The 21,249-nt window shown below is 30.1% G+C and carries 17 protein-coding genes; 4 read left to right on the top strand and 13 right to left on the bottom strand.

The annotated features are described in order from the left end of the window. Positions 1 to 97: 97 nt before the first annotated feature. The 9 genes from ACJDT4_RS05180 to ACJDT4_RS05140 all read right to left on the bottom strand — a co-directional run bounded on the left by ACJDT4_RS05180 (position 98) and on the right by ACJDT4_RS05140 (position 8,293). The gene (locus ACJDT4_RS05180; RefSeq protein WP_406786469.1) at positions 98 to 1,477 is read right to left on the bottom strand and encodes an ABC transporter substrate-binding protein; all 1,380 of its coding nucleotides are present in this window, start codon (positions 1,475 to 1,477) and stop codon (positions 98 to 100) included. A 505-nt stretch (positions 1,478 to 1,982) separates the two neighbouring features. Further along, complete coding sequence (locus ACJDT4_RS05175) at positions 1,983 to 3,500, bottom strand: sensor histidine kinase (protein WP_406786468.1); 1,518 nt, start codon at positions 3,498 to 3,500, stop codon at positions 1,983 to 1,985. Beyond that, on the bottom strand, positions 3,494 to 4,165 hold the full coding sequence (locus tag ACJDT4_RS05170; RefSeq protein ID WP_406786467.1) for a response regulator transcription factor: 672 nt from the start codon (positions 4,163 to 4,165) through the stop codon (positions 3,494 to 3,496). The genes ACJDT4_RS05175 and ACJDT4_RS05170 overlap by 7 nt, the downstream gene beginning before the upstream one ends. A gap of 118 nt (positions 4,166 to 4,283) precedes the next feature. Next, entirely contained in the window at positions 4,284 to 5,345 is a 1,062-nt protein-coding gene (locus ACJDT4_RS05165) for an N-acetylmuramoyl-L-alanine amidase family protein (RefSeq protein ID WP_406786466.1), read from the bottom strand. A gap of 173 nt (positions 5,346 to 5,518) precedes the next feature. After that, complete coding sequence (locus ACJDT4_RS05160; RefSeq protein ID WP_406786465.1) at positions 5,519 to 6,211, bottom strand: ABC-2 transporter permease; 693 nt, start codon at positions 6,209 to 6,211, stop codon at positions 5,519 to 5,521. 12 nt (positions 6,212 to 6,223) lie between these two features. Next, entirely contained in the window at positions 6,224 to 6,346 is a 123-nt protein-coding gene (locus ACJDT4_RS05155; RefSeq protein WP_406786464.1) for a hypothetical protein, read from the bottom strand. A 29-nt stretch (positions 6,347 to 6,375) separates the two neighbouring features. Further along, on the bottom strand, positions 6,376 to 7,041 hold the full coding sequence (locus ACJDT4_RS05150) for an ABC-2 transporter permease (RefSeq protein WP_406786463.1): 666 nt from the start codon (positions 7,039 to 7,041) through the stop codon (positions 6,376 to 6,378). 1 nt (position 7,042) lies between these two features. After that, positions 7,043 to 7,900 carry an ABC transporter ATP-binding protein gene (locus ACJDT4_RS05145; protein WP_406786462.1) on the bottom strand — a complete coding sequence of 286 codons (858 nt, stop codon included), beginning with the start codon at positions 7,898 to 7,900 and terminating at the stop codon, positions 7,043 to 7,045. Between the two features lie 15 nt (positions 7,901 to 7,915). Continuing rightward, positions 7,916 to 8,293 (bottom strand): GntR family transcriptional regulator, encoded by a 378-nt coding sequence (locus ACJDT4_RS05140; protein WP_406786461.1) that lies wholly within the window; start codon positions 8,291 to 8,293, stop codon positions 7,916 to 7,918. Positions 8,294 to 8,613: 320 nt separating this feature from the next. On the opposite strand from ACJDT4_RS05140, the gene fba reads away from it, so the two are divergent. From fba to ACJDT4_RS05120, 4 genes are all read left to right on the top strand, one after another. Then, positions 8,614 to 9,477, top strand: coding sequence for a class II fructose-1,6-bisphosphate aldolase (fba, locus tag ACJDT4_RS05135; protein ID WP_406786460.1), 864 nt, complete (start codon positions 8,614 to 8,616; stop codon positions 9,475 to 9,477). Between the two features lie 72 nt (positions 9,478 to 9,549). Then, the gene (locus ACJDT4_RS05130) at positions 9,550 to 10,911 is read left to right on the top strand and encodes an MATE family efflux transporter (protein ID WP_406786459.1); all 1,362 of its coding nucleotides are present in this window, start codon (positions 9,550 to 9,552) and stop codon (positions 10,909 to 10,911) included. A gap of 676 nt (positions 10,912 to 11,587) precedes the next feature. Next, positions 11,588 to 13,057, top strand: coding sequence for a sodium/proline symporter PutP (gene putP, locus ACJDT4_RS05125; protein WP_406786458.1), 1,470 nt, complete (start codon positions 11,588 to 11,590; stop codon positions 13,055 to 13,057). A gap of 418 nt (positions 13,058 to 13,475) precedes the next feature. Continuing rightward, the gene (locus ACJDT4_RS05120) at positions 13,476 to 14,636 is read left to right on the top strand and encodes a pyridoxal phosphate-dependent aminotransferase (protein ID WP_406786457.1); all 1,161 of its coding nucleotides are present in this window, start codon (positions 13,476 to 13,478) and stop codon (positions 14,634 to 14,636) included. Positions 14,637 to 15,179: 543 nt separating this feature from the next. On the opposite strand, the gene ACJDT4_RS05115 is transcribed toward ACJDT4_RS05120, so the two are convergent. The 4 genes from ACJDT4_RS05115 to ACJDT4_RS05100 form a co-directional block, all read right to left on the bottom strand. After that, entirely contained in the window at positions 15,180 to 16,343 is a 1,164-nt protein-coding gene (locus tag ACJDT4_RS05115; RefSeq protein ID WP_406786456.1) for an aminotransferase class I/II-fold pyridoxal phosphate-dependent enzyme, read from the bottom strand. Positions 16,344 to 16,436: 93 nt separating this feature from the next. Next, entirely contained in the window at positions 16,437 to 19,787 is a 3,351-nt protein-coding gene (locus ACJDT4_RS05110; RefSeq protein ID WP_406786455.1) for an FtsX-like permease family protein, read from the bottom strand. Between the two features lie 2 nt (positions 19,788 to 19,789). Beyond that, a complete protein-coding gene (locus ACJDT4_RS05105) occupies positions 19,790 to 20,494 on the bottom strand; it encodes an ABC transporter ATP-binding protein (RefSeq protein ID WP_406786454.1) in 705 nt (234 codons plus the stop codon). Between the two features lie 51 nt (positions 20,495 to 20,545). After that, positions 20,546 to 21,148, bottom strand: coding sequence for a TetR/AcrR family transcriptional regulator (locus ACJDT4_RS05100; RefSeq protein ID WP_406786453.1), 603 nt, complete (start codon positions 21,146 to 21,148; stop codon positions 20,546 to 20,548). Positions 21,149 to 21,249 lie beyond the last annotated feature (101 nt).

Genomic DNA, 21,249 nt, shown 5'->3' with positions numbered 1-21,249 from the left:
ATAAAAATATATTTAAAAATAAAAAAAATTTGGATTTTTATAAAATCCAAATTTTTTTCTTAAGTTGATGACATTGTCCGCCCAAACCCCCATATGTTTACTCATTTATATATATTTTCACTTTGCTTTGTAGGGTGTTTATGGCGGATTCATAGGAGGTTTTGTCTTGAAAATAAGGGGTTAAGCATTCCATCATTAAATTATTAACTGAATCATCTATTATTGTCCCTTTTTCAACATTATTTGTTACTTTATTCACATAATTTTGAAAATCGCTTGATAGTGGCTTTTGAACTACTGTATCATTCTTGTCGTACTCATAGCTTTTTCCGATCTCACTTTTATATTCGTCTTCAAATTCTTTAACAACCTTATTATTTACAGGTATATATGATGTTTGCCTACAAGCTTTAGACTGTACCTCCGTGGACAAAGCACATTTTATAAAGTTATATGCTGCCTCTTTATTTTTTGAGTTTTTATTGATTGCCATGCTTTCAGAAACAATTCCAACTACCTTATCCCCTCCCTCTAGCATTGGCATATTATTAATACATGATGTTTCTTTTGTTATTCCATTTATCAATGATTCTGATGATAAAAAATCCTTAAAGCTATCCATTCTATCATTTGAAAATAGTGCTGCTCCGCTTTTTAACGCTTGAAGTCCTTCTTCCCCGCTACTTCCTTCTCCTTCCGCTTTTTTTGCAGATGCCTTATAAATTTTTTTATAATCCTCTATTAACTCCTTAAATTCAGGTTTATCAAAATATACCTTTTTATTTTCATAATCAATAAATTGATATCCACTGCCAGCCAGGAAATCACTCAAATTCATATTACCAACCGGATCTGCTCCTCCAACTGCTGCAAATAATTTTCTGCCTCCATTTAAATTACCTGCCTCTACAGCTTTTATAAAATCTTTTTCTGAGGAATCTGCCTTTAGGTTTATACGATTACTATTTAAAAGCTCCTTGGTAGTTGCATATTGGTTTACATAATAATCAAGTGGCATCAAAGTTAATTTGCCATTATACATACCTGCATTTATGATTTTATTGTTATAGTCTTCTTTATTAAACGATTTATCTTTATCTATAAGCGTCTTTAAATCCTGAAGCATCCCAGATCTTTGAAGTTTTTTTGCATCGCTTGAAGTCAAATATAATACATCTGGTCCTTTTCCAGCTAAAGTATCACTAAGCAAAGTTTTTTCATATTTTTCAATATTATTAACATCAAATAGTACCTTTTTAATTTTTATATTTGGATATTTTTTTTGAAATTCATCTAAAGTATCTTGAAGCCCATTACTAACACGACTATCGGTTCCTACAGCATATATTTTCAAAGTGTTTGAAGTCTCAACATCTGCATTTTTTTTATGGATCATTGGATATATTCCTGCTAATACAAAAACAACCACTAAAAAAGCAATAATTACTATTTTTCTTTTAAATAACCTCAACTTCATGACCTTCCCTCCATTTATTATTTGAAATTACTTTTATAATTTTAAAACTTTTAATTTAAGATATCTTTAAATAAAGCTTAAGAACTATAAAGAAAAAAAATGCGAAGTAACAATGCTTCGTCGCATTAAAAAAATCCTATAAATCTAAGACTCAAAAATCATAACATACTAATATATTTCAATAACTCGCTGAGAAAATGCTCAAACAAATTGAAATATCTAAGTATTTTATGATTTTTAAGTCAAGATTTATTAGGATTTTTTTAAACTGTTCCTTCATCATTGTTACTTCGCTCCCACCGTAGGTGCAAGGAAAAAATCCCTCCGTACCTACGGAATTTTAGGCATGAATCTCTGTAATCAATTAAATTTTCACACAATATATTATTTTTAATTTCTATTGATTAATCATGTCTACAGCGAGTTATTGAAAGATCTTAATATTTTAAAAATATGACGCTTAGATTTATTAATTTTATTTAATATTCTAAGATGGTGTTACTTCTCATTTTTTATAAAACATAAGCAAAAACTTACTATATTCACCTTGCTTACTTTGAACTGTAACTTTTCCACCGTGCAATTCCATTACATGTTTAACATATGCAAGACCTATACCTGTACTTACTCTACTATTAGTTCCATAGTATGGTTTAAATATTTCTTCCATTTTATTTTTCTCTACTCCAATACCATTATCCCATACTTCAATAACAGCTTTACTATCATCTTCCCATACTTCTACAACTATTTTATTATCTTGCTTGTTTTTATCTACAAACTTTATAGCATTATCCATGAGATTAATGACACATCTTTCTATCCACATTTCTTTTCCTTTAATTAAATTTACTCCATCTTCTGGCAATTTAAGTTCTATATTTTTAAAGATTTCTAAGTACTCATCAACTACCTTTGCACAAATCAAAGCTAAATCTACCTTTTCATTGCTGTCACATAACTTAGATGTTGACATTGCCAAAATATCGTTTGTAACCCCAGTAAGCTTATCAATATATGAAGTTATTTCCTTCGTATCCTCACCCATTTCAATTTTTCCTCTTAAAACAGCTAGGGAATTTCTAAGTTCATGGGAAGCATAGGAATTTAATCTCTGCAAGTTTTCATAAGATTTCTTCACTTTACCCATAGCTTCATTATAAGCAAAAGTTAAATCATATATTTCATCCTTCACTTCTGGCATATCAATAAGCTTTATACCTTTAAATTCACCTTGCTCTTTCACCTTTCCTGTAAATTCGAGCAAAGGCTTTAAAGCAAAAATTGCATATTTTTTACTTAAAATAAAATTAATTATTATAACCATTAATATTAATATAGCAGCTATATAAACAGCTCTTCCATAAAGTATGTGCAAGATTTCCTTTTCAAATTCTACTAAATTCTTTTCAAATGCACTATCCCTATAATTTGTACCATAATACCTTTTCAATGTTTTTGAGCCTATTACATTGTCATACTTATCCGTTACTATCTCTATTTTCCCACTATTGTGTTTTCTTAAAAAATCTTTAAGTGAAATTTTATTTTTCAAATACATTTTCGAATTAGTTATATGATCCCTCTGTAAATTTTCTCTTAATGCATCATCAGAGAATATATCCGAATTAATAACATTATTTTTTTCATCAAATATAGTACTTAAATAGTTTTTTGTATACTTTTGCTGTGTATTTCCTTTTTTTATTTTATATACGCTCAAAATTCCACCATCAACCTTTGCCCAACCTACTATCGAACCATCTTTATCAGTATCCTCTTTAATTGGATTCCTTTGGAGAACACCATTTCCTGAAGTTGCATATACATAATTTTTTGTGCTTTTAAAATTTGAATACGGAAATTTATCTTTCATAGTACTATTTTCTGCCATGTTTTGTATTACAGGTTCTATATTAGCATAAGCATTAAAAATTACATAAAATAAAACTGCACACATAACAATAAAAAATATTGTAAGAAGACTGTATAAAAGTGCTATCCTACTCTTTATTTTTAACATATTTTATATCCCTTTCCCTTTAAGGTTTGAATTAAGCTTTCTCCATTTTCAAGTTTAAGTTTTCTTCTTAAGTTTGCAATGTGAACTCTTATTACATTAGAAAACTGGCTGTCATCGCTGCCCCATACATGCTCTATAATTTCTTCTGCTGATACTATATTGGGATAATTATAGCAAAGAAGTTCAAGTATATCGTACTCCCTTGCGGTTAATTCAATTTCATTGCCTTGCAGCTTTACTAATTTCGCCTTAGTATTTACATAAAGTTCTCTTATACTAATTTCATTTGATGGCTTATTATAATTTCTCCTAATAAGTGCATGAAGTCTTGCTCTTAATTCTTTAAACTCAAAGGGTTTTCCTAAATAATCATCTGCTCCACTATCAAGCCCTAAAACTCTATCATCTGTATCCGTCCTAGCCGTAAGCATAAGCACTGGGGTATCTACTCCTTTGCTTCTAATATTTTTGCAAACATTAATACCATCCAGTTTAGGCAAATTTATGTCCAAAATAATAGCATCATACTCATTTATTTCTGCATTATATAAACCCTCTTCACCATCATAAGAAATATCACAGGTATAGTCATAATTTTTCAAACCTTTCTTTAATACCTCACATAAATCTGCATCATCTTCCACTATTAATAAATGCAATAACAACACCAACCTTCTAAAAACATACAATTATTTTAATTTTATCATAGACAATGTTAAGACAACGTTAATAGCGTCCATAGATTTTTACACCTCAAATCTACAGACGCTCATACTCATTAACTTATTTTTTCGTAAGAAATTCTACTATTGCATCAGATAAGTTATTTGCCAAATTTCCCAATATTCCATCATTTAACAATCTTGCTCTATCACTATCATTGGTTAAGTACCCACATTCAACTAAAGTGCAGGGATATTTACTTAACCTAAGTACTCTAAGTCTATCCTTAATTGCTCCATCATCTAGCCAACCATCCTTATGGGTTGTATGCTTTAACACCAGATTTGCTAGTCTAATTCTTTCATTTGTCTGTAGTCCATTTTCATCATAATAATAAGCCCCTATTCCTTTATAGCTATTAGGATTTTTTTCCATGGCATTTAGGTGAATGGACATAAATACATCCGGCTTATTTTTATTAACAAAATCCGCTATATCGTTAAGTGCTTGCCCCGCATCTGTATCTCTAGTAAGAATAACTTTAACACCATTATACTCCAAATCACTTCTCACAAGCTTTGCTATTTTTAGTGTTATATTTTTCTCATAATAATTACCGAAAATCTCCCCTGGATCAGAGCCCCCATGCCCTGGATTAAGTACAGCTTTATATTTAAAAGGCTTTTTCACTTTACTCACTAGTACAACAACCTGATTAGTACTATTTTTATTATTTAAATAAACAAAATTGTTATCTTTATATTTCGTTTTCATAACCAAGTTGTATTTTCCATTATTTGTAGTTAAATATATGTCCTTTAAATTACTGCTGCTAATGCTAGAGTTTAATTTAAGTACTGTATTTTTATCGAAAACGACCTCTAAATAACCGTTCTTTTGACTGGATGGTATATTGTTAAGTGTGTTTGGAACAGTTATTGTATATCTTTTAAATAACTTATTTTCTTCTATAATTATATTACCGTTTTTATCTTTAGTCATTTTCACAATATTGTGTTTCCCTTGTATTGAATCTCCGTAGACTACCTCAGCAGTCTTTTTAGTTGATTTAACACCCTTAATTGAAATAACCAAAGTTAAAAGCATAAGCAAACCAAGCATAAAGGTTGCTATAACTATACAATTTTTTTTCAAACCGTTACCACTAATTTTTAAGTTCATATTTTATTCCCCTTATGCCGTTATTATTTCCCAAAGTATAATTTAAATATTTATTTTATGCTTTATATTTTTTATTATATTATATATTTTCAATAAAAAAAAGCATTTAACTTTAATAATACAAATGATTTACAATTATATTACTTTAAATTAAATGCTCACTTAAATTAATTTTATAAATCCCTTTTTTCATAAAAGTTAATTGATAAATTCAAAGATATGCTTAAAATTAAAAACAGTATAATAGCAGTAGCTGAAGTCATAATCCATTTAGGTTCCTTACTAAAATAAGTTAGTATCTTATAGGTACTTACGCTGCCAACTACTTTTACAAATATAATTGGCAGAGCAATAATAGCAATATTTACAAGCAAAAATATCCCTCTTACCTTCATATATTGACATTTAAAATACGCAGGAAAATAAGTAGCTATGAGTAATACACTGCTTATTGCACAGGATTCAATTATACTTTTAGTTCCCAATAATTTATTATATAAACCTATATTAGCCATGCCACTTGCCGCATTAGAAGTCCCATTAATTTTAAACAGGTTTGTACATATTAATGTTATGGCTACTCCTATAATAAAAAACACTACAGCTTCAATGTATTTTGCAATTACTACATCCTTTTTTCTTATGGGTAAGCTATTAAACATTACATTTACAGTATATCTATAATCATAAAAAGAACTATCATCCACAAGTATAAACATAGAAGTAAGCGGCATTAAAATATAAAGAATTGTTAAAACTTTAGAATGAACTATATTAATTACCAAACAAATTGTAAGACAAATCATAAAAGCTGATATAATTTTTCTCTTACTTAAAATAATATCTTTAAAAATTAAATTTAACATATCAACCCTCCATTAGTTTTTGTTTTTGCCTTTTATTTTGTAATATATATCTATAAAACTAATTAACGCTAGCATTAAAAACATAAACGCTATTTTTTTTCTAATAATAAAATCTATAATATTTGATAATGACATTTTTATCCCTTCCTTACAATAAATTCACTTTAAAATTCCCTATTAATATAAATTTTTAACGATATAAATATAGATACTGCTACTATTATAATTGAAGAAACTAAACTTGATATAGCCATTGTTAATTTAAAATGAGGTCTTGAAAAAAAACTTATTATAGAGCTTACTCCAGTACCATTATCTACAAAAGTAAATATCATGATTACAAAAAGCAAAGCAAAGAACTCAATTAACTGTAAAATTGTGCTGAACCCCCTAGTTTTCGTATATCCAAATAATAAATATATTGGAACGTATATAGAAACATAAAATGCAATAAATACAATGCATATTGCTATATCTTCTATATTTATAAATCTATTAATATGACTAAAACCAGATAATTTAATTACAGTTGAAAAAACTATGTTTGTAATAATTGAAAAGCATAAAAAAATTAAAGCAGATAAATATTTACTAAGAACAACTTCCCTTCCATTTACAGGCAAACTGTTAATTAGTACATCCACATTGTTTTTCTCACCTAAACCGTAACTAGCTAAAAGAGTTCCCAAGGTCATAATAACAGGTATACCAATATAAACCGCCGATGCTCCCAAGAATTGTAAGAGAGCAATACAAATAATAAAACAAATAGCTTGTTTAATTAAGCCCCTATTTATAAGAAGAAAGTCCTTTACAATTAAGTTAAGCATCTTATCTCCCCCTAACAGTGTAAACCATAATATCTTCTAAGCTTGCTTTCTCGATGTTAATATTTTCTCCAAGTAAACTTTTAACTTTCTCTTCATCGCCTGTTAACCCATTAAAACCAAAGGAATTTTGCCTTATTCCAAGGAATGCCTTTTTCGTAGCCTCATTTATGAGTGAATTATCACCCTTTACAATTTTATATTTTTCTAATATACTTTCCTTTGAATCTGAAAAAACTATTTCCCCAGCATTTATAAAGGTAATATAATCAGCTATTTTTTCTAAATCTGTTGTTATATGCGTGGAAAAAAATACGCTTTTATTTTCATCTTGAATTATAGAACTAAGAATCTCAAGAAGTTCACTTCTAAATACAGGATCCAATCCTGAAGTTGGCTCGTCCATTATAATAAGCTCTGCTTCATGTGAAAGTGCTATTGCAAGCGAATATTTTATTTTCATTCCTTTTGATAAATCTTTAATTTTCTTATTCTTAGGCAAATTAAAATCAGCTATGTATTTATTAAAAGCAGCATCATCCCATCTCTTATAAAATCTAGCTATTATATTTTTCATAGCAATTAAACTCAAATCCTCATAGCAATAAGTTTCATCATATACAAAACCTATCTTTTCTTTAACATCTTTTTCATTCCTTATATTATCTAAGCCAAAAACTTTTATTTCGCCAGAACTCCTATTAATAAGATTCATAATAAGTTTTATCGTTGTAGTTTTACCTGCACCATTTTGTCCTATAAAGCCCATTATGTATCCTCTCTCAAGTTTAAAATTCACATTTTTCAAAGAAAACCCATCATAATCCTTACTTAAATTATTAACTTCTAAGATATTTTCCACATCAATCACCTAACCTTATTTATTATCTTCATACAAAACCTCAAGCATTTCTTTTAAATCTTCCACTGATAAATTTACAGCTTTACTTTCATCAATAGCTTCCAATAATTTATCCTCAATAACTTTTATTTTCTTTTCTCTTAGGAGCTCTTTATTTTGAACTGCCACATATGAACCTCTTCCAGGAACAGTTTCTATAAAATTTTCTCTTTCAAGTTCCTCATATGCTCTTTTTGTTGTAATAACACTTATTCCAAGTTCTTTAGCTAAGCTTCTTATTGAAGGAAGAAGCTCACCTTCCCTTAAAGTCCCATCAAAAATATAATTTTTTATTTGCTTTATAATTTGCTCATATATTGGTTCACTAGATGAATTTAAAATAATTATATTCATTCATAATTCTCCTTTACAAAAGAGTATACATCGTATATACACTATATATACACCTTATACCCATTTTATAAATATGTCAATATGACTATCTGTTAAATTTTTAATTATGTTATTATACTGAATTTAAAATATAATTGGCAAATATGTACAATATAGTAAATTTAACTTACCATATTGTAATATTATAATCCAATACTAAAAATTTTTGTTTTCTTTTTAACAATTTTGGATTATAATAAGCGTGTAGAGAGAAATTTATTTAATATAGTATTTTCTCAAAAAAAATATATATGAAAATATATAATTTTGGAGGTATATACATGTTAGTATCAGCAAAAGAAATGGTTAAAAAAGCTAGAGAAGGTAAATATGCTGTTGGTCAATTCAATATCAACAACTTAGAATGGACTAAAGCAATACTATTAACAGCTCAAGAAAACAATTCTCCTGTAATCTTAGGTGTTTCAGAAGGTGCAGGAAAATATATGGGTGGATATCATGCTGTTGTTGGAATGGTTAATGGATTAATGAAAGATTTAAACATAACTGTTCCAGTTGCACTACACTTAGATCATGGTAGCTATGAAGGAGCTTTCAAAACAATTGAAGCTGGATTTTCTTCAGTAATGTTCGATGGTTCTCATTATGGAATAGAAGAAAACATTGAAAAAACTAAAGAAGTTATAAAAGCTGCTAGAGCAAAAGGACTTTCTGTTGAAGCAGAAGTTGGAGCTATCGGCGGTGAAGAAGATGGCGTTATTGGCGGCGGAGAAGTTGCAGATCCTGCTGAATGTAAGCAAATAGCTGATTTAGGTGTTGACATACTTGCTGCTGGAATAGGTAACATCCACGGTGTATATCCAGCAAACTGGAAAGGCTTAAACTTTGAAGTTTTAGCTAAAATAGAAAAAACTGTAGGTGACATGCCATTAGTTTTACATGGTGGTACTGGAATTCCTGATGATATGATTAAAAAAGCTATATCACTTGGAGTTGCAAAAATAAATGTTAATACTGAATGCCAGTTAGTATTTGCAGAAGCTACTCGTAAGTACATTGAAGCTGGAAAAGATAAACAAGGAAAAGGCTTTGACCCTCGTAAACTATTAGCTCCTGGATTTGAAGCTATCAAAGCTAAAGTTAAAGAAAAGATGGTATTGTTTGGTTCAGTAAACAGAGCATAATCAATAGCAATAAAAAAAGAGGGAAGAATTGTTATTCTTCTCTCTTTTTTTATTTTTTAGGAGGACAAAAGCATGAATTTACTTTCTTTATTTTCCGACAAAAAGTTTTTTAAATCCGCCGTAACCTTAGCACTTCCTATAGCTCTTCAAAACCTTATTTTGTCTTCACTCAACCTAGTTGACAACATAATTATAGGTGGACTTGGTGATACTGCCGTTGCAAGTGTTGGACTTGCCAATCAATATTTTTTCCTATTGAATCTTGTTTTATTTGGATTAGTAAGCGGAGCATCAATCTTTACATCTCAATACTGGGGAAAAAGGGACACTGCTAATATAAAAAGAGTACTTGGCCTTTGCCTAATAACTTCTATAGTCGTTTCTGGAATATTCACAATAGGTGCCCTTGTTGTTCCAAACTATATAATTGGAATTTTTTCTGGAGACAAAAATGTAGTACATATTGGTGGAAATTATCTTAGGATAATATGTTTTAGTTACATAGTTACAGGTATTTCATTTACTTACTCTGTTATTTTAAGAAGCATCGGACAAGTAAAAGCTCCAATGATTGTGAGTATAATTGCCCTTGCAATAAATACCTTTTTAAATTTCTCCTTAGTTTACGGAATAGGTTCTTTTCATGGCATAGGCGTATATGGTTCAGCTATTGCAACTTTAATAGCTCGTTTTATTGAATTTTCAATGATGATTTTCACTGTATATAAATTAAGATTTCCTATTGCAGGAAAGCTTAATGAATTATTTGATTTATCAGCAGCTTTCATAAAAAGATTCTTCAAAATAGCCACACCAGTTATTTTAAATGAAAGTATATGGGCTCTAGGTGTTACCGTTTACGCTGTAATATATGCTCATATGGGAACAGATGTAATAGCTGCCACAAACATTGCTGGTACTATAGATAGACTTTCAATGGTTATCTTCTTTGGATTTGGAAACGCTGCAGCAATAATGATAGGAAATAAAATAGGAGAAAAAAAGGAAAAGGAAGCTTATTTATACGCAAAGAGATTTATAATTGTAAATCCAATTATAGGTGCTTTTGTTGGAATAATTATTTATACAGGTGCCCCTCTTATACTAAATGTCTATAACGTTTCTCCAAATGTACATGAATATTCAAAACAAATCCTCCATGTAATTGGAATATTTTTATGGGTAAAGGTATTTAATTATACAAACGTGGTAGGAATTTTACGAAGCGGAGGCGATACAAAGTTTTGCTTATTTCTAGACATGGGTGGAATGTGGCTTGTAGGTGTACCTCTAGTAGCACTTTCTGGACTATACTGGCATTTACCTATAGGACAGGTTTATATCTTTGTATTTATGGAAGAAGTGTCAAAGCTAATAGTAGGTTTTCCTAGAATTCCTTCTAAAAAGTGGATCAACAACTTAGTAGCAAAATAAAAATAATACGAAGTAAGTGCATCACAGGATATTAAATAAAATTAATAAATCTAAGATAAAAAACTCTAAAAGTCTAAGAAGTTTCAATAACTCGCTAAAAAAATGCTCAGACAATTGAAACATCTAAGGCTTTTAAAGTTTTTTTACCTAAGATTTATAAAATTTTATTTAAATCATCCTGCAATACACTTACCTCGCATTACACAGTGTTTAAGGAAAATTTTTCTCCGTTTCTCTGCGAAAAATCCGTTGTAAACATGTTAATAAATACAGGTAATATATGGTATCAGTATTTAATTGATTACAAAGATTCAAGCCTAAAATTCCGTAGGAGCGAAGTAACAATGCTGAAGGAGCAGTTTAAAAAAATTCTAATAAAGCTTAACTTAAAAATCCTAAAGTACTTAGATATTTCAATCTGTTTGAGAATCCTTTCAGCGAGTAAACATACACGAGGTTTGGGCTTTGCCCATTATCCTTCTATACCTCAAGTAAGCACTCGCTTAGAATCACCACTTAGCTTTATAGAATTTTTTTAATGCGACGAAGCATTGTTATTTCACATTATTTTTAAATTGCAAATTATTCAATCTTTGTACTATTAACTTTAATATGATAAAATATTTATATGTATGCGAACTTATTAATAATTATCAAAAACAAAAGGAGATTTTACATGAATTACTTTTCATTTAGTGCTATTATAGTATATTTGATTATTTTACTTGCAATAGGCTATTATTCTTACAAAAAAACAAATGATATTTCAGACTATGTTCTTGGAGCTAGAAGCCTTGGACCTATGGTAACAGCATTATCTGCTGGTGCAAGTGACATGAGTGGATGGATGCTTATGGGACTCCCAGGTGCAGTCTATACAACAGGCCTTTCAAGTTTATGGCTTGGTGTTGGATTAACGACTGGAGCATATTTTAATTATCTTTTATTAGCTCCACGTTTTAGAGTTTATACAGAACTTGCAAATGACTCTGTAACTATTCCTGATTTTCTCGAAAACCGTTTTAAAGATAAATCAAATATGCTGAGACTTGTATCTGGAGTTATAATTTTAGTTTTCTTCACACTATATGTTTCTTCAGGCGTTGTAGCAGGCGGAAAGCTTTTTGAAAACATGTTTGGTCTAACATATACAACTGGTGTTGTAGTAACACTTTCTATTGTTGTACTTTATACATACTTTGGTGGATTTTTGGCCGTAAGCCTTACAGATTTTTTTCAAGGCTCACTTATGTTTGTTGTATTAGTTATGGTTCCTGTAGTAACGTATTTAAATCTAGGTTTAAGTCCTGAAACTTTTGTAACTAAAGTAAAACACATAGATCCTTCCCTATTTGATTTATTTAGAGGGACAAGTGTCGCATCGATTATAGGTTTCCTTGCCTGGGGACTTGGTTATTTCGGTCAACCTCATATCATTGTAAGATTTATGGCAATTAAATCAGCGAAAGAATTGAAATCTGCAAGAAGAATAGGTATAAGTTGGATGGCAATAGGTTTACTTGGAGCAATTTCAAGTGGACTTATAGGTTTAGTGTACTTTACCCAAAATAAAATACCTCTTAAAGACCCTGAAACAGTATTTCTGCGTTTAGGAGCAATTTTATTTCATCCTTTTATAACTGGAACTATACTGTCAGCAGTTTTAGCTGCAATTATGAGTACACTTTCTTCTCAACTTTTAGTATGCTCAAGTTCTATCACAAAGGATTTTTACCTTACCTTCTTTAATAAAGAAGCTTCTCAAAGAAAACAAGTTGTTATTAGCAGACTTGCTGTGGTTGGAGTTGCCGCTGTTGCAACAGTTTTTGCTTACTTGCCAAATAAGACTATTTTAAGCATAGTTGGTCAAGCTTGGGCAGGATTTGGCTCTGCATTTGGTCCTGTACTTTTAATTAGTCTATATTGGAAAAGGATGACTAAATGGGGTGCTTTGTCCGGTATGATTGTTGGAGGACTTACCGTTATAATATGGATAGTTTCTGGCCTATCAGCTTACCTATACGAAATGATTCCGGGATTTTCTTTATCACTTATATCAATAATAGTTGTAAGTAATTTAACCCAAAAATCTAAAGTAGATATTGATAGCGACTTTGAACTTATGAAGGAAAAATTAGCTAAGTAATAATACTTAGTCACATACACATATGCGAGGTTTGGGCGTAAGCTCAAGCCTCGTATTCTTAATTTATGATTACTTTTAATTTTTGCCTGTTGCTTAAGCAGTGCTTGCCTTTGGTTATAGAAGGATAATAAAAAAGCTCCTCTCACTCTGTACCTACAGAATTTTATGTAAAATAACATCTTCTGCAGCTATATCTCCACTTTTACATGTCTCCTACAACTGTAATCTCAATGCAATAGAAACCTTATATATAAATGTAAAACTATTCACTTGACAATTAAAATTATACAGTATACAATCTATCTAAATATTAATTTAATCTTTATATACATATATTATTGCTAATTTATCATAATAAAACTTTTAAATTGAAGTTTTTTTGAAAAATTATCAATATTTATATTAAGGGGGCTACCTAATGAATTATCTATCAGATACAGCAAAGAACTTTCCATCATCAGGGATCAGGAAAATGTTTGAACTAGCACAAAAATATGACAACCTTATAAACTTATCAGTTGGAGAACCTAACTTTCAAACACCTATACATATTAGAGATGCTGCAAAAAAAGCTCTTGATGAAGGCTATACTCATTATTGTCCTAATGCTGGTTTAAAGGAGCTTAGAGAAGTTATAGCTCAAAAGTACAACAAGCAACTTGGTGCAAGCTACACCTATGAAAATGTCATTATAACCGTTGGGGCATCTGAAGCACTTTTTCTATCCTTAGCTGCTACTTTAAATATCGATGATGAAGTCATAATTCCAGAACCTTATTATCCAAATTACGAAGGTCCAATAGCATTAAGCCATGGAAAAATAGTATTTGTTCATCTTGACAAAAATAACGATTTTAAGCTTAATCCTTATGACATAGAAAAAGCAATAACACCAAAAACAAAAGTAATAATACTCAATTCTCCAAACAATCCACTTGGGCGTTTTATTGAAGAAAATGATATAAAAAAAATATGTGAAATAGCCAAAAGACACAATTTGATAATATTATCTGATGAAGTTTATGATCATATAATGTTTGATGAAAACAAATTTTTTAGTCCTGCTCATCTTCAAGAAATGCAAGAACAAACTATTATTGTAAACAGCTTTTCAAAAACCTTTGCTATGACTGGCTGGAGAATAGGATTTCTTATTGCAAATAAAGAAATTGCCGCTGCAGCATCTAAACTCCAAGGAGGCGTCGTATCCTGTGTTCCTACCTTTATACAAAATGCTGCACTAACAGCTCTTGAAAGTCCTATGGACAGCAGTAATAAAATGGTTGAAGATTATTATAGAAGAAGAGATATATTAATAGATGGTCTTAATTCTATTGAAGGTATTAAATGTTTCAAATCAACATCTACCTTTTACGCTTTTGCTGACATAACAGCCTTTGGAAAAACTTCAGAAGAATTTTGCACAGAACTTCTCTTAAAAGCAAAAGTAGTTTGTGTTCCTGGCTCTGCTTTCGGTGAATCTGGAGAAGGATATATAAGGCTTTCCTTTGCTAACTCAGACGAGAACCTAAAAGAGGCAGTAAAAAGAATCCGAGAATTTATAAATAATGCAAAATAAGTGCATCACAGGATATTAAATAAAATTAACAAATCTAAGATAAAAAACTTTAAAAGTCTAAGAAGTTTCAATAACTCGCTGAAAAAATGCTCAGACAATTGAAACATCTAAGGCTTTTAAAGTTTTTTACCTAAGATTTATAAAATTTTATTTAAATCATCCTGCAATACACTTACCTCGCATTACACGGTGTTTAAGGAAAATTTTTCTCCGTTTCTCTGCGAAAAATTCGTTATAAACATGGTTAATAAATAAAGGTAATATATGGTGTAAAAATTTAATTGGTTACAAAGATTCACACCTAAAATTCCGGAGGTACGGAGGAATTTTTTCCTTGCACCACCGTAGAAGCAAAGTAACAATGCTGAAGGAACAGTTTAAAAAGCTCCTAACAAATCTTGGTAAAAGAATCACAAAATACTTAGATATTTCAATTGTCTGAGCTTCTTTTCAGCGAGTTATTGAAATATCTTAGGATTTTATGATTTTTTTGCCTTAGATTTATAGGAGTTTTTTAATGTGACAAAGCATTGTTACTTCGCATTATTTTAAAATATCGCTACCTTTTATACTTTCAATGGCTTTTAAAATGTGCTCTTCATCTTGAACAAGAGCCATTCTCACAAAGCCTTCTCCTTCATCTCCAAAACTACTGCCAGGAACTACAATAACTCCTGTCTTCTCCATTAAATCTATTGTAAATTTCATAGAAGACTCATATTTTGAAGGAATTTTTGCCCACACAAACATACTTCCTGCTGTCATATCAATCTTCCAGCCTATCTTATTTAACCCATTTATAAGTAAATTTCTTCTAGTCTCATAGGTATTCCTAACAATATCTATATAATCGCTTGGACTTGAAAGTGCTTTTATGGCAGCCTTTTGAAAGGGTAAAAACATACCATAATCAACATGTGATTTTAATGTTTTAAGCTGCTTTATCATATACTTGTTTCCCATAGCAAATGCAATTCTACAGCCTGGTATGCTATATGTTTTTGAAAAAGAATTGAACTCTATTCCAATATCCTTTGCACCTTCAATTTCAAGAAAGCTTCCACCCACTTTTCCATCAAATACAAGTTCACTATATGCATTATCATGAAGCACTGCTATATCGTATTTTTTTGCAAAGCAAACAAGTTCTTCATAGAACTCTCTAGGAGCTGTTGAAGCAGTTGGATTATTTGGATATGATACAACCATCATTTTAGCCTTTTTGGCTACGTTTTCATCTATTGCATCAAAATCTATCAAAAAATTATTCTTCTTAAGCAAAGGCATTTTATGTATTTTTGCGCCTGCAAGATATGGTCCAACAGAAAAAATAGGATATCCAGGATCTTGTGTTAAAACTATATCACCTGGATCAATCATAGATAAAGCTACCTCTGCAAATCCACTTTGAGATCCCAAAAGAGAAGTTACTTCATCTTTTTCAAGTTCAACCTTATATCTTTTTTTATACCAAGCAATAACAGCTAAGATTAACTCTTCGCTATCACTTATAGCATATTTATAATTTTCAATCTTGCCAGTTTCGTATTGAAGAACTTCTACAACCTTCTTATCTGGAGGTATGTCCGGAGTTCCAATACTAAAATCAATAACCTCTTTCCCACTTGCAATAAGCTCAAGCTTTTTATCATTAAGTTTTGTAAATATAGCCGAAGACAAAGCCTCCATTTTTCTAGAACAATTCATTTTGTTCCCCCCCAATATTTAAGAGAAACCAGTTGAGATGCTAAGTTATATCTACACTTAAGCTAACTCTTGGTTTCTCCCTAATCTGTAAACTTATTCTGCACTCTTAAGTGATTCCACCATGTCTATTTTATCAAATCTATTATACATTGCCAAATTTACAATAATAGAAAATACCATAGTAAGTAAAATAGAGTACACAAAATATATAGGATTAATTGTTCTTAAAAACATCATTACATCGGTTTCTGCTGTAACTACAACAAAATTTTGAATAAATATTCCAAAAAATATTCCTACTACACTTCCTATAGCTGTAAGTATTATATTTTCTCTGTATATATAAGCTGCAAGTTCATTGTTATAAAAGCCCAAAAGCTTTATAGTTGCAAGTTCCCTTCTTCTCTCGTTTATATTTATATTAGTTAAATTGTATATTACCACAAAAGCAAGAACGCCTGCTGCAGCTATTAATATAAGCACAACCGAATTTATGCTCTTCATACTCTTATTTGAATCAAATTGTACATTGTTCTTAAAGCTTACTGATCCCACCTCTTTAATCTTTGACAGAATTTTGGAGGTATTATTTTGAGAATTTGTAGAAGTACTCTTCAAGAGCCCATAGAAACTGTTGAATTTCACTTTTTCATTTGATATTTTTTCATAGTACTTAGGACTCATATAAATATAATGCTGTATATAGTGTTCAGTTACTCCAGATATTTGTGACTTAATAGTTTTACCATCAACTGTTATATCTAAAGTATCTCCAACTTTTTTGCCTGTAAGTTTTAAAAGTTTTTGTGTTACTATCACTCCATCATCAGAAAGTTTCAAATCTTTATTATTTCTGCTAAGACTTATATATTTATTTATATCGTCCTTATTTTCTGGAACTACTATATATGCATCCATATTACTTAACGATTTATTTTTAACAGTGACATTTTTAGAATAAGTAAATAATACTGACTTTATATTTGAGTCCTCTTTTGCACTGCTTTTTATCTTTTCCTTTTTTACACTATTAATTTCATCTTTCAAATTCACCTGCATATCGAACTTATAAATTTGACTAAATTGTTTCTCTACTGCACCTTTTATTCCACTTTTAAGCCCAAATCCTGTTATCATAAGCCCAGTACATGCTGCAATACCTATAACCGTCATAAAAAGTCTTTGCTTGTATCTAAATATATTTCTTGCTGTAACTTTTCTTGTAAACTTTAACCTGTTCCATATGAAGGTAACTCTTTCCAGTAATATTAATTTTCCTGCCTTAGGAGGCTTTGGTCTCATAAGTGATGCTGGAACCTCTCTTAACTCTTCCATTGTTGAAGCTACTGCTGCAATTGTAGTAAAAAATATAGCTATAATAGAAGCCTCAACAGCAAGCACAACATTAAATGGCGTTATAGCTTTTGGTATAGCATAAAGAGAACCATAAGCTGTAATTATAAGTGGTGGAAATAATCTAAATCCAAAGGAAATACCTACTAAGCTTCCAATTAAACTTGCTAATAATGAATATATAAGATAGTGTGATATTATTGCCTTCCTAGAATAGCCCAATGCTTTAAAGGTTCCAATTTCTATTCTATTTTCTTGAACCATTCTAGTCATAGTTGTAAGACTTACTAATGCCGCAACAAGAAAAAATATTAGTGGGAATGCTTTCCCTATATTATCTATTCTATTACTATCCTGCCTGTAACCTTCATATCCAATATTTTGACTTCTTCCAAGCACATAAAAATCTGGCTTTTTAATATCTTTTAACTTATCTTTATTGTCAGCTATATCTTCTTCAGCATCCTTAAATTTTTTATTTGCTTTAGCTTCCTCTTCCTTTAATTTTTTAGTATTATCATCAATTTCCCTTTGTCCAGTTTCAATTTTACTTCTAGCATCATCAAGCTTTGCCTGCCCATCTTTTTTTGAAGCTTCAAGCTGAAGTTCTGCATTTGATATCTTTGACTTGTTTGCTTCTATTTCTCTTTTTCCTGCTTCTAATCTAGCTTCACCATCATAAATAGCATTTTCATTTGCTGTAATTTGTTGTTTTCCACTATTTAATTGAGCTTCCTTGCTGTCAAAATTATTTTTAATTCCTTCAATATCAACATAACTTTTAATCTGTGGCAGCAGCCCATCGCTCTTTAATGCATTATACATATCATCAAAGCTTTTTCCATTTAAGTCTTTTTCGTAAATTGCATTTAAAGCATTATATTGATAATTATATACTGGATTGCTTGGATCATTCTGTAACTGCTTTTTAATATCCGATAGTTTATTCTTAACTGCACCATCTATTGAATTTGCTGCTTGGTTCTTTCCTAAACCTAGCTGCACCTCACCGTAATCTATTTGCTTTTTAGCTGCTTCAATACTACTCCTACCATTTTCCATATCTTTTGCTTTTGAATTTATTTCTTCCTCAGCAGTTTCAATTTGTTTTTCTCCATCTGATATTTGCTTTTGACCATCTGCTATCTTACTATTAAAAATAGCTTCATTTCTGCTAAGCTCATTTTTACCATCAGATATGTTCTTTTGAGCATCTGAAAGTTTTTTATATCCATCTTTAAACTTATCTTCTGCTTCCTTTTCAGCCTTCTTTAGCTTATCTTCAGCATTTTTTATTTTATCATTTGCATCATCAAATACTTCTTTATACCTTTCCTTATTTAGTTCCTTCCCAAGTTTTTTAAGAGAATTTTCTATACTACTATTAGCATCTTTATATTGATCGTTATAAAGTAGGCTATTTTTTGCTTCACTATTATTAGTAGTAACATATGCTTCTGTGTAAACTTCACTTTTAAAAACCCCTGGAAGTAAATAAATAAATCCTTTTACAGATCCATCTCCAACAGAACTAAGCTGCCTTTGAGCTGAAAGATATAATGGTGATTTAGCAGTTCCAACTATTTTAAATTCATCTTCCTTTAAACTATCTTTTATATTTGTGTCATTTCCAGATTTAATTATTATTTTATCGCCTATTTTAAACTTATTTTCCTTTAAAAATTTATCTTCAACTATAGCTTCCTTATCACTACTCGGCTTTCTTCCACTAGTTATAAGAATCTTATTCATATTTTCTTCTGGAAGAGAATTAACATTAACCACAAGAGAGTGTTTATCTTTCACTACTATACCATCTACTGACTTTGAACCATAAATACTTTTTATACCACTTAGATTTTTTATTTTGGATATATTATCTTTTGTTATTCCAAGGGTAGAAGTAAGTTTAAAATCCATAAAATTAGTTGAATTAAAGTAATAATCCCCAGACTTTTTCATATCAGGACTAGTTGCCCTAACTCCTGCATAAAAAGCTACACCAACTGCTATAATTATAACTATAGATAAAAATCTAGAAAGAGTCTTATATATATCTCTAAATAAATTCTTTAAAAATGTCTTCTTCATGATTACCACTCTATACTCTCTATAGAAACTGGATTAAGATTTTTCTTTACACTTTCTACTTTTCCACTTTTTACAGTTATTATTTTATCTGCAATTGGGGCTATTGCAGAGTTATGAGTTATAACTACTACTGTCATATTATATTCTCTTGATGTATCTGAGAGAAGTTTTAATATTGATTTTCCAGTATTGTAATCTAATGCACCTGTTGGTTCATCACATAAGAGAAGTTTTGGTTTTTTAGCTAATGCTCTAGCTATGGATACCCTTTGCTGTTCTCCTCCTGAAAGCTGTGCAGGAAAGTTTTTCATTCTATCTTCAAGTCCAACATTTTTTAGTACTTGTTTCGGATTAATTGAATCTTTACATATTTCAACTGCCAGTTCAACATTCTCAATTGCATTTAAGTTTTGAACCAAATTATAAAATTGAAATACAAATCCAATATCTTCACGCCTGTATTTTGTAAGCATTTTTTTGTTGTATTTGCTTATTTCACTGCCATCAACATATATGCTTCCACTAGTAACCTGATCCATTCCACCTAACAAATTTAATATTGTAGATTTTCCTGCACCACTTGCTCCAAGAACAATAACAAATTCACCTTTATCAATTGAAAAAGAAACATCATCTACTGCCTTGATTACAACTTCACCCATGGTATAAGTTTTTTTTACATTTTTTAATTCTATAAAACTACTCATTGCTCGCCTCCATTTTTGTGAACCATTGTTCTCTTTTAATTCAAATAAAAATTATATCTCCTCGCTTTCAACTTTATTTATGATATCACTGTAAAGTACTTCTATAAGCTTCAGTATATGTTTTCTCACCTCTGCTCCATCCTCTTTTTCTTGCAGAATTACAGTAATACCTTTTATAAGACTCCAAGAAAGAATATATATAATAAAATTATCCTTAAGCCTTCTATTGATTAAACTTAATTGATATTTTATATTTTTAGTAACTGTATTGGTTACATATTCTACAAATGTAATTTTACAGTTTTCATATTTAGAACCCGAGCTTTTATTCAAAAGCACCGAAAGTTCTACACTGTTGTTCTTAACTATGTCCATCAACTTTTCCATAAGCCAGCAAAAAATATTCTGTGTGTTATCATCAAATTTAACTTCATCAAATTTCTTTAAATAACTTATAAGCTGATAATACACAGAACCTATAAGTTTTTCATATAAATCATCTTTGCTTTCAAAATATTTATAAAAATTTCCAACTGACGTAGAGGCGTTTTTAACTATATTTCTTATAGAAGCTCCTTCATACCCACTTTTACCAAATTCCTTTAGAGCCTCTTCAAGTATTTTTTTTCTTACTTCATCCTTTAAATACTGCATTAGAAAACCCCCGTTCTCTTTTATATTTTACGCCTCATACTTTATGGTGTCAACAGACATGTATATTTAGCTAAAGTTTTATATAATTCATCCATGCGTAT

The organism is Clostridium neuense, from assembly GCF_045310695.1.
Classification (GTDB): Bacteria; Bacillota; Clostridia; order Clostridiales; family Clostridiaceae; genus Clostridium_S; species Clostridium_S neuense.
Note: the sequence above shows the minus strand (reverse complement) of the source record. Positions and strands in the feature narration are given on the sequence as shown.

Coding starts and splice junctions, on each gene's coding strand:
- ACJDT4_RS05180 (WP_406786469.1), bottom strand. CDS start 1,477: ATGAAGTTGAGGTTATTTAAAAGAAAAATAGTAATTATTGCTTTTTTA.
- ACJDT4_RS05175 (WP_406786468.1), bottom strand. CDS start 3,500: ATGTTAAAAATAAAGAGTAGGATAGCACTTTTATACAGTCTTCTTACA.
- ACJDT4_RS05165 (WP_406786466.1), bottom strand. CDS start 5,345: ATGAACTTAAAAATTAGTGGTAACGGTTTGAAAAAAAATTGTATAGTT.
- ACJDT4_RS05160 (WP_406786465.1), bottom strand. CDS start 6,211: ATGTTAAATTTAATTTTTAAAGATATTATTTTAAGTAAGAGAAAAATT.
- ACJDT4_RS05155 (WP_406786464.1), bottom strand. CDS start 6,346: ATGTCATTATCAAATATTATAGATTTTATTATTAGAAAAAAAATAGCG.
- ACJDT4_RS05150 (WP_406786463.1), bottom strand. CDS start 7,041: ATGCTTAACTTAATTGTAAAGGACTTTCTTCTTATAAATAGGGGCTTA.
- ACJDT4_RS05140 (WP_406786461.1), bottom strand. CDS start 8,293: ATGAATATAATTATTTTAAATTCATCTAGTGAACCAATATATGAGCAA.
- fba (WP_406786460.1), top strand. CDS start 8,614: ATGTTAGTATCAGCAAAAGAAATGGTTAAAAAAGCTAGAGAAGGTAAA.
- ACJDT4_RS05130 (WP_406786459.1), top strand. CDS start 9,550: ATGAATTTACTTTCTTTATTTTCCGACAAAAAGTTTTTTAAATCCGCC.
- putP (WP_406786458.1), top strand. CDS start 11,588: ATGAATTACTTTTCATTTAGTGCTATTATAGTATATTTGATTATTTTA.
- ACJDT4_RS05120 (WP_406786457.1), top strand. CDS start 13,476: ATGAATTATCTATCAGATACAGCAAAGAACTTTCCATCATCAGGGATC.
- ACJDT4_RS05115 (WP_406786456.1), bottom strand. CDS start 16,343: ATGAATTGTTCTAGAAAAATGGAGGCTTTGTCTTCGGCTATATTTACA.
- ACJDT4_RS05110 (WP_406786455.1), bottom strand. CDS start 19,787: ATGAAGAAGACATTTTTAAAGAATTTATTTAGAGATATATATAAGACT.
- ACJDT4_RS05105 (WP_406786454.1), bottom strand. CDS start 20,494: ATGAGTAGTTTTATAGAATTAAAAAATGTAAAAAAAACTTATACCATG.
- ACJDT4_RS05100 (WP_406786453.1), bottom strand. CDS start 21,148: ATGCAGTATTTAAAGGATGAAGTAAGAAAAAAAATACTTGAAGAGGCT.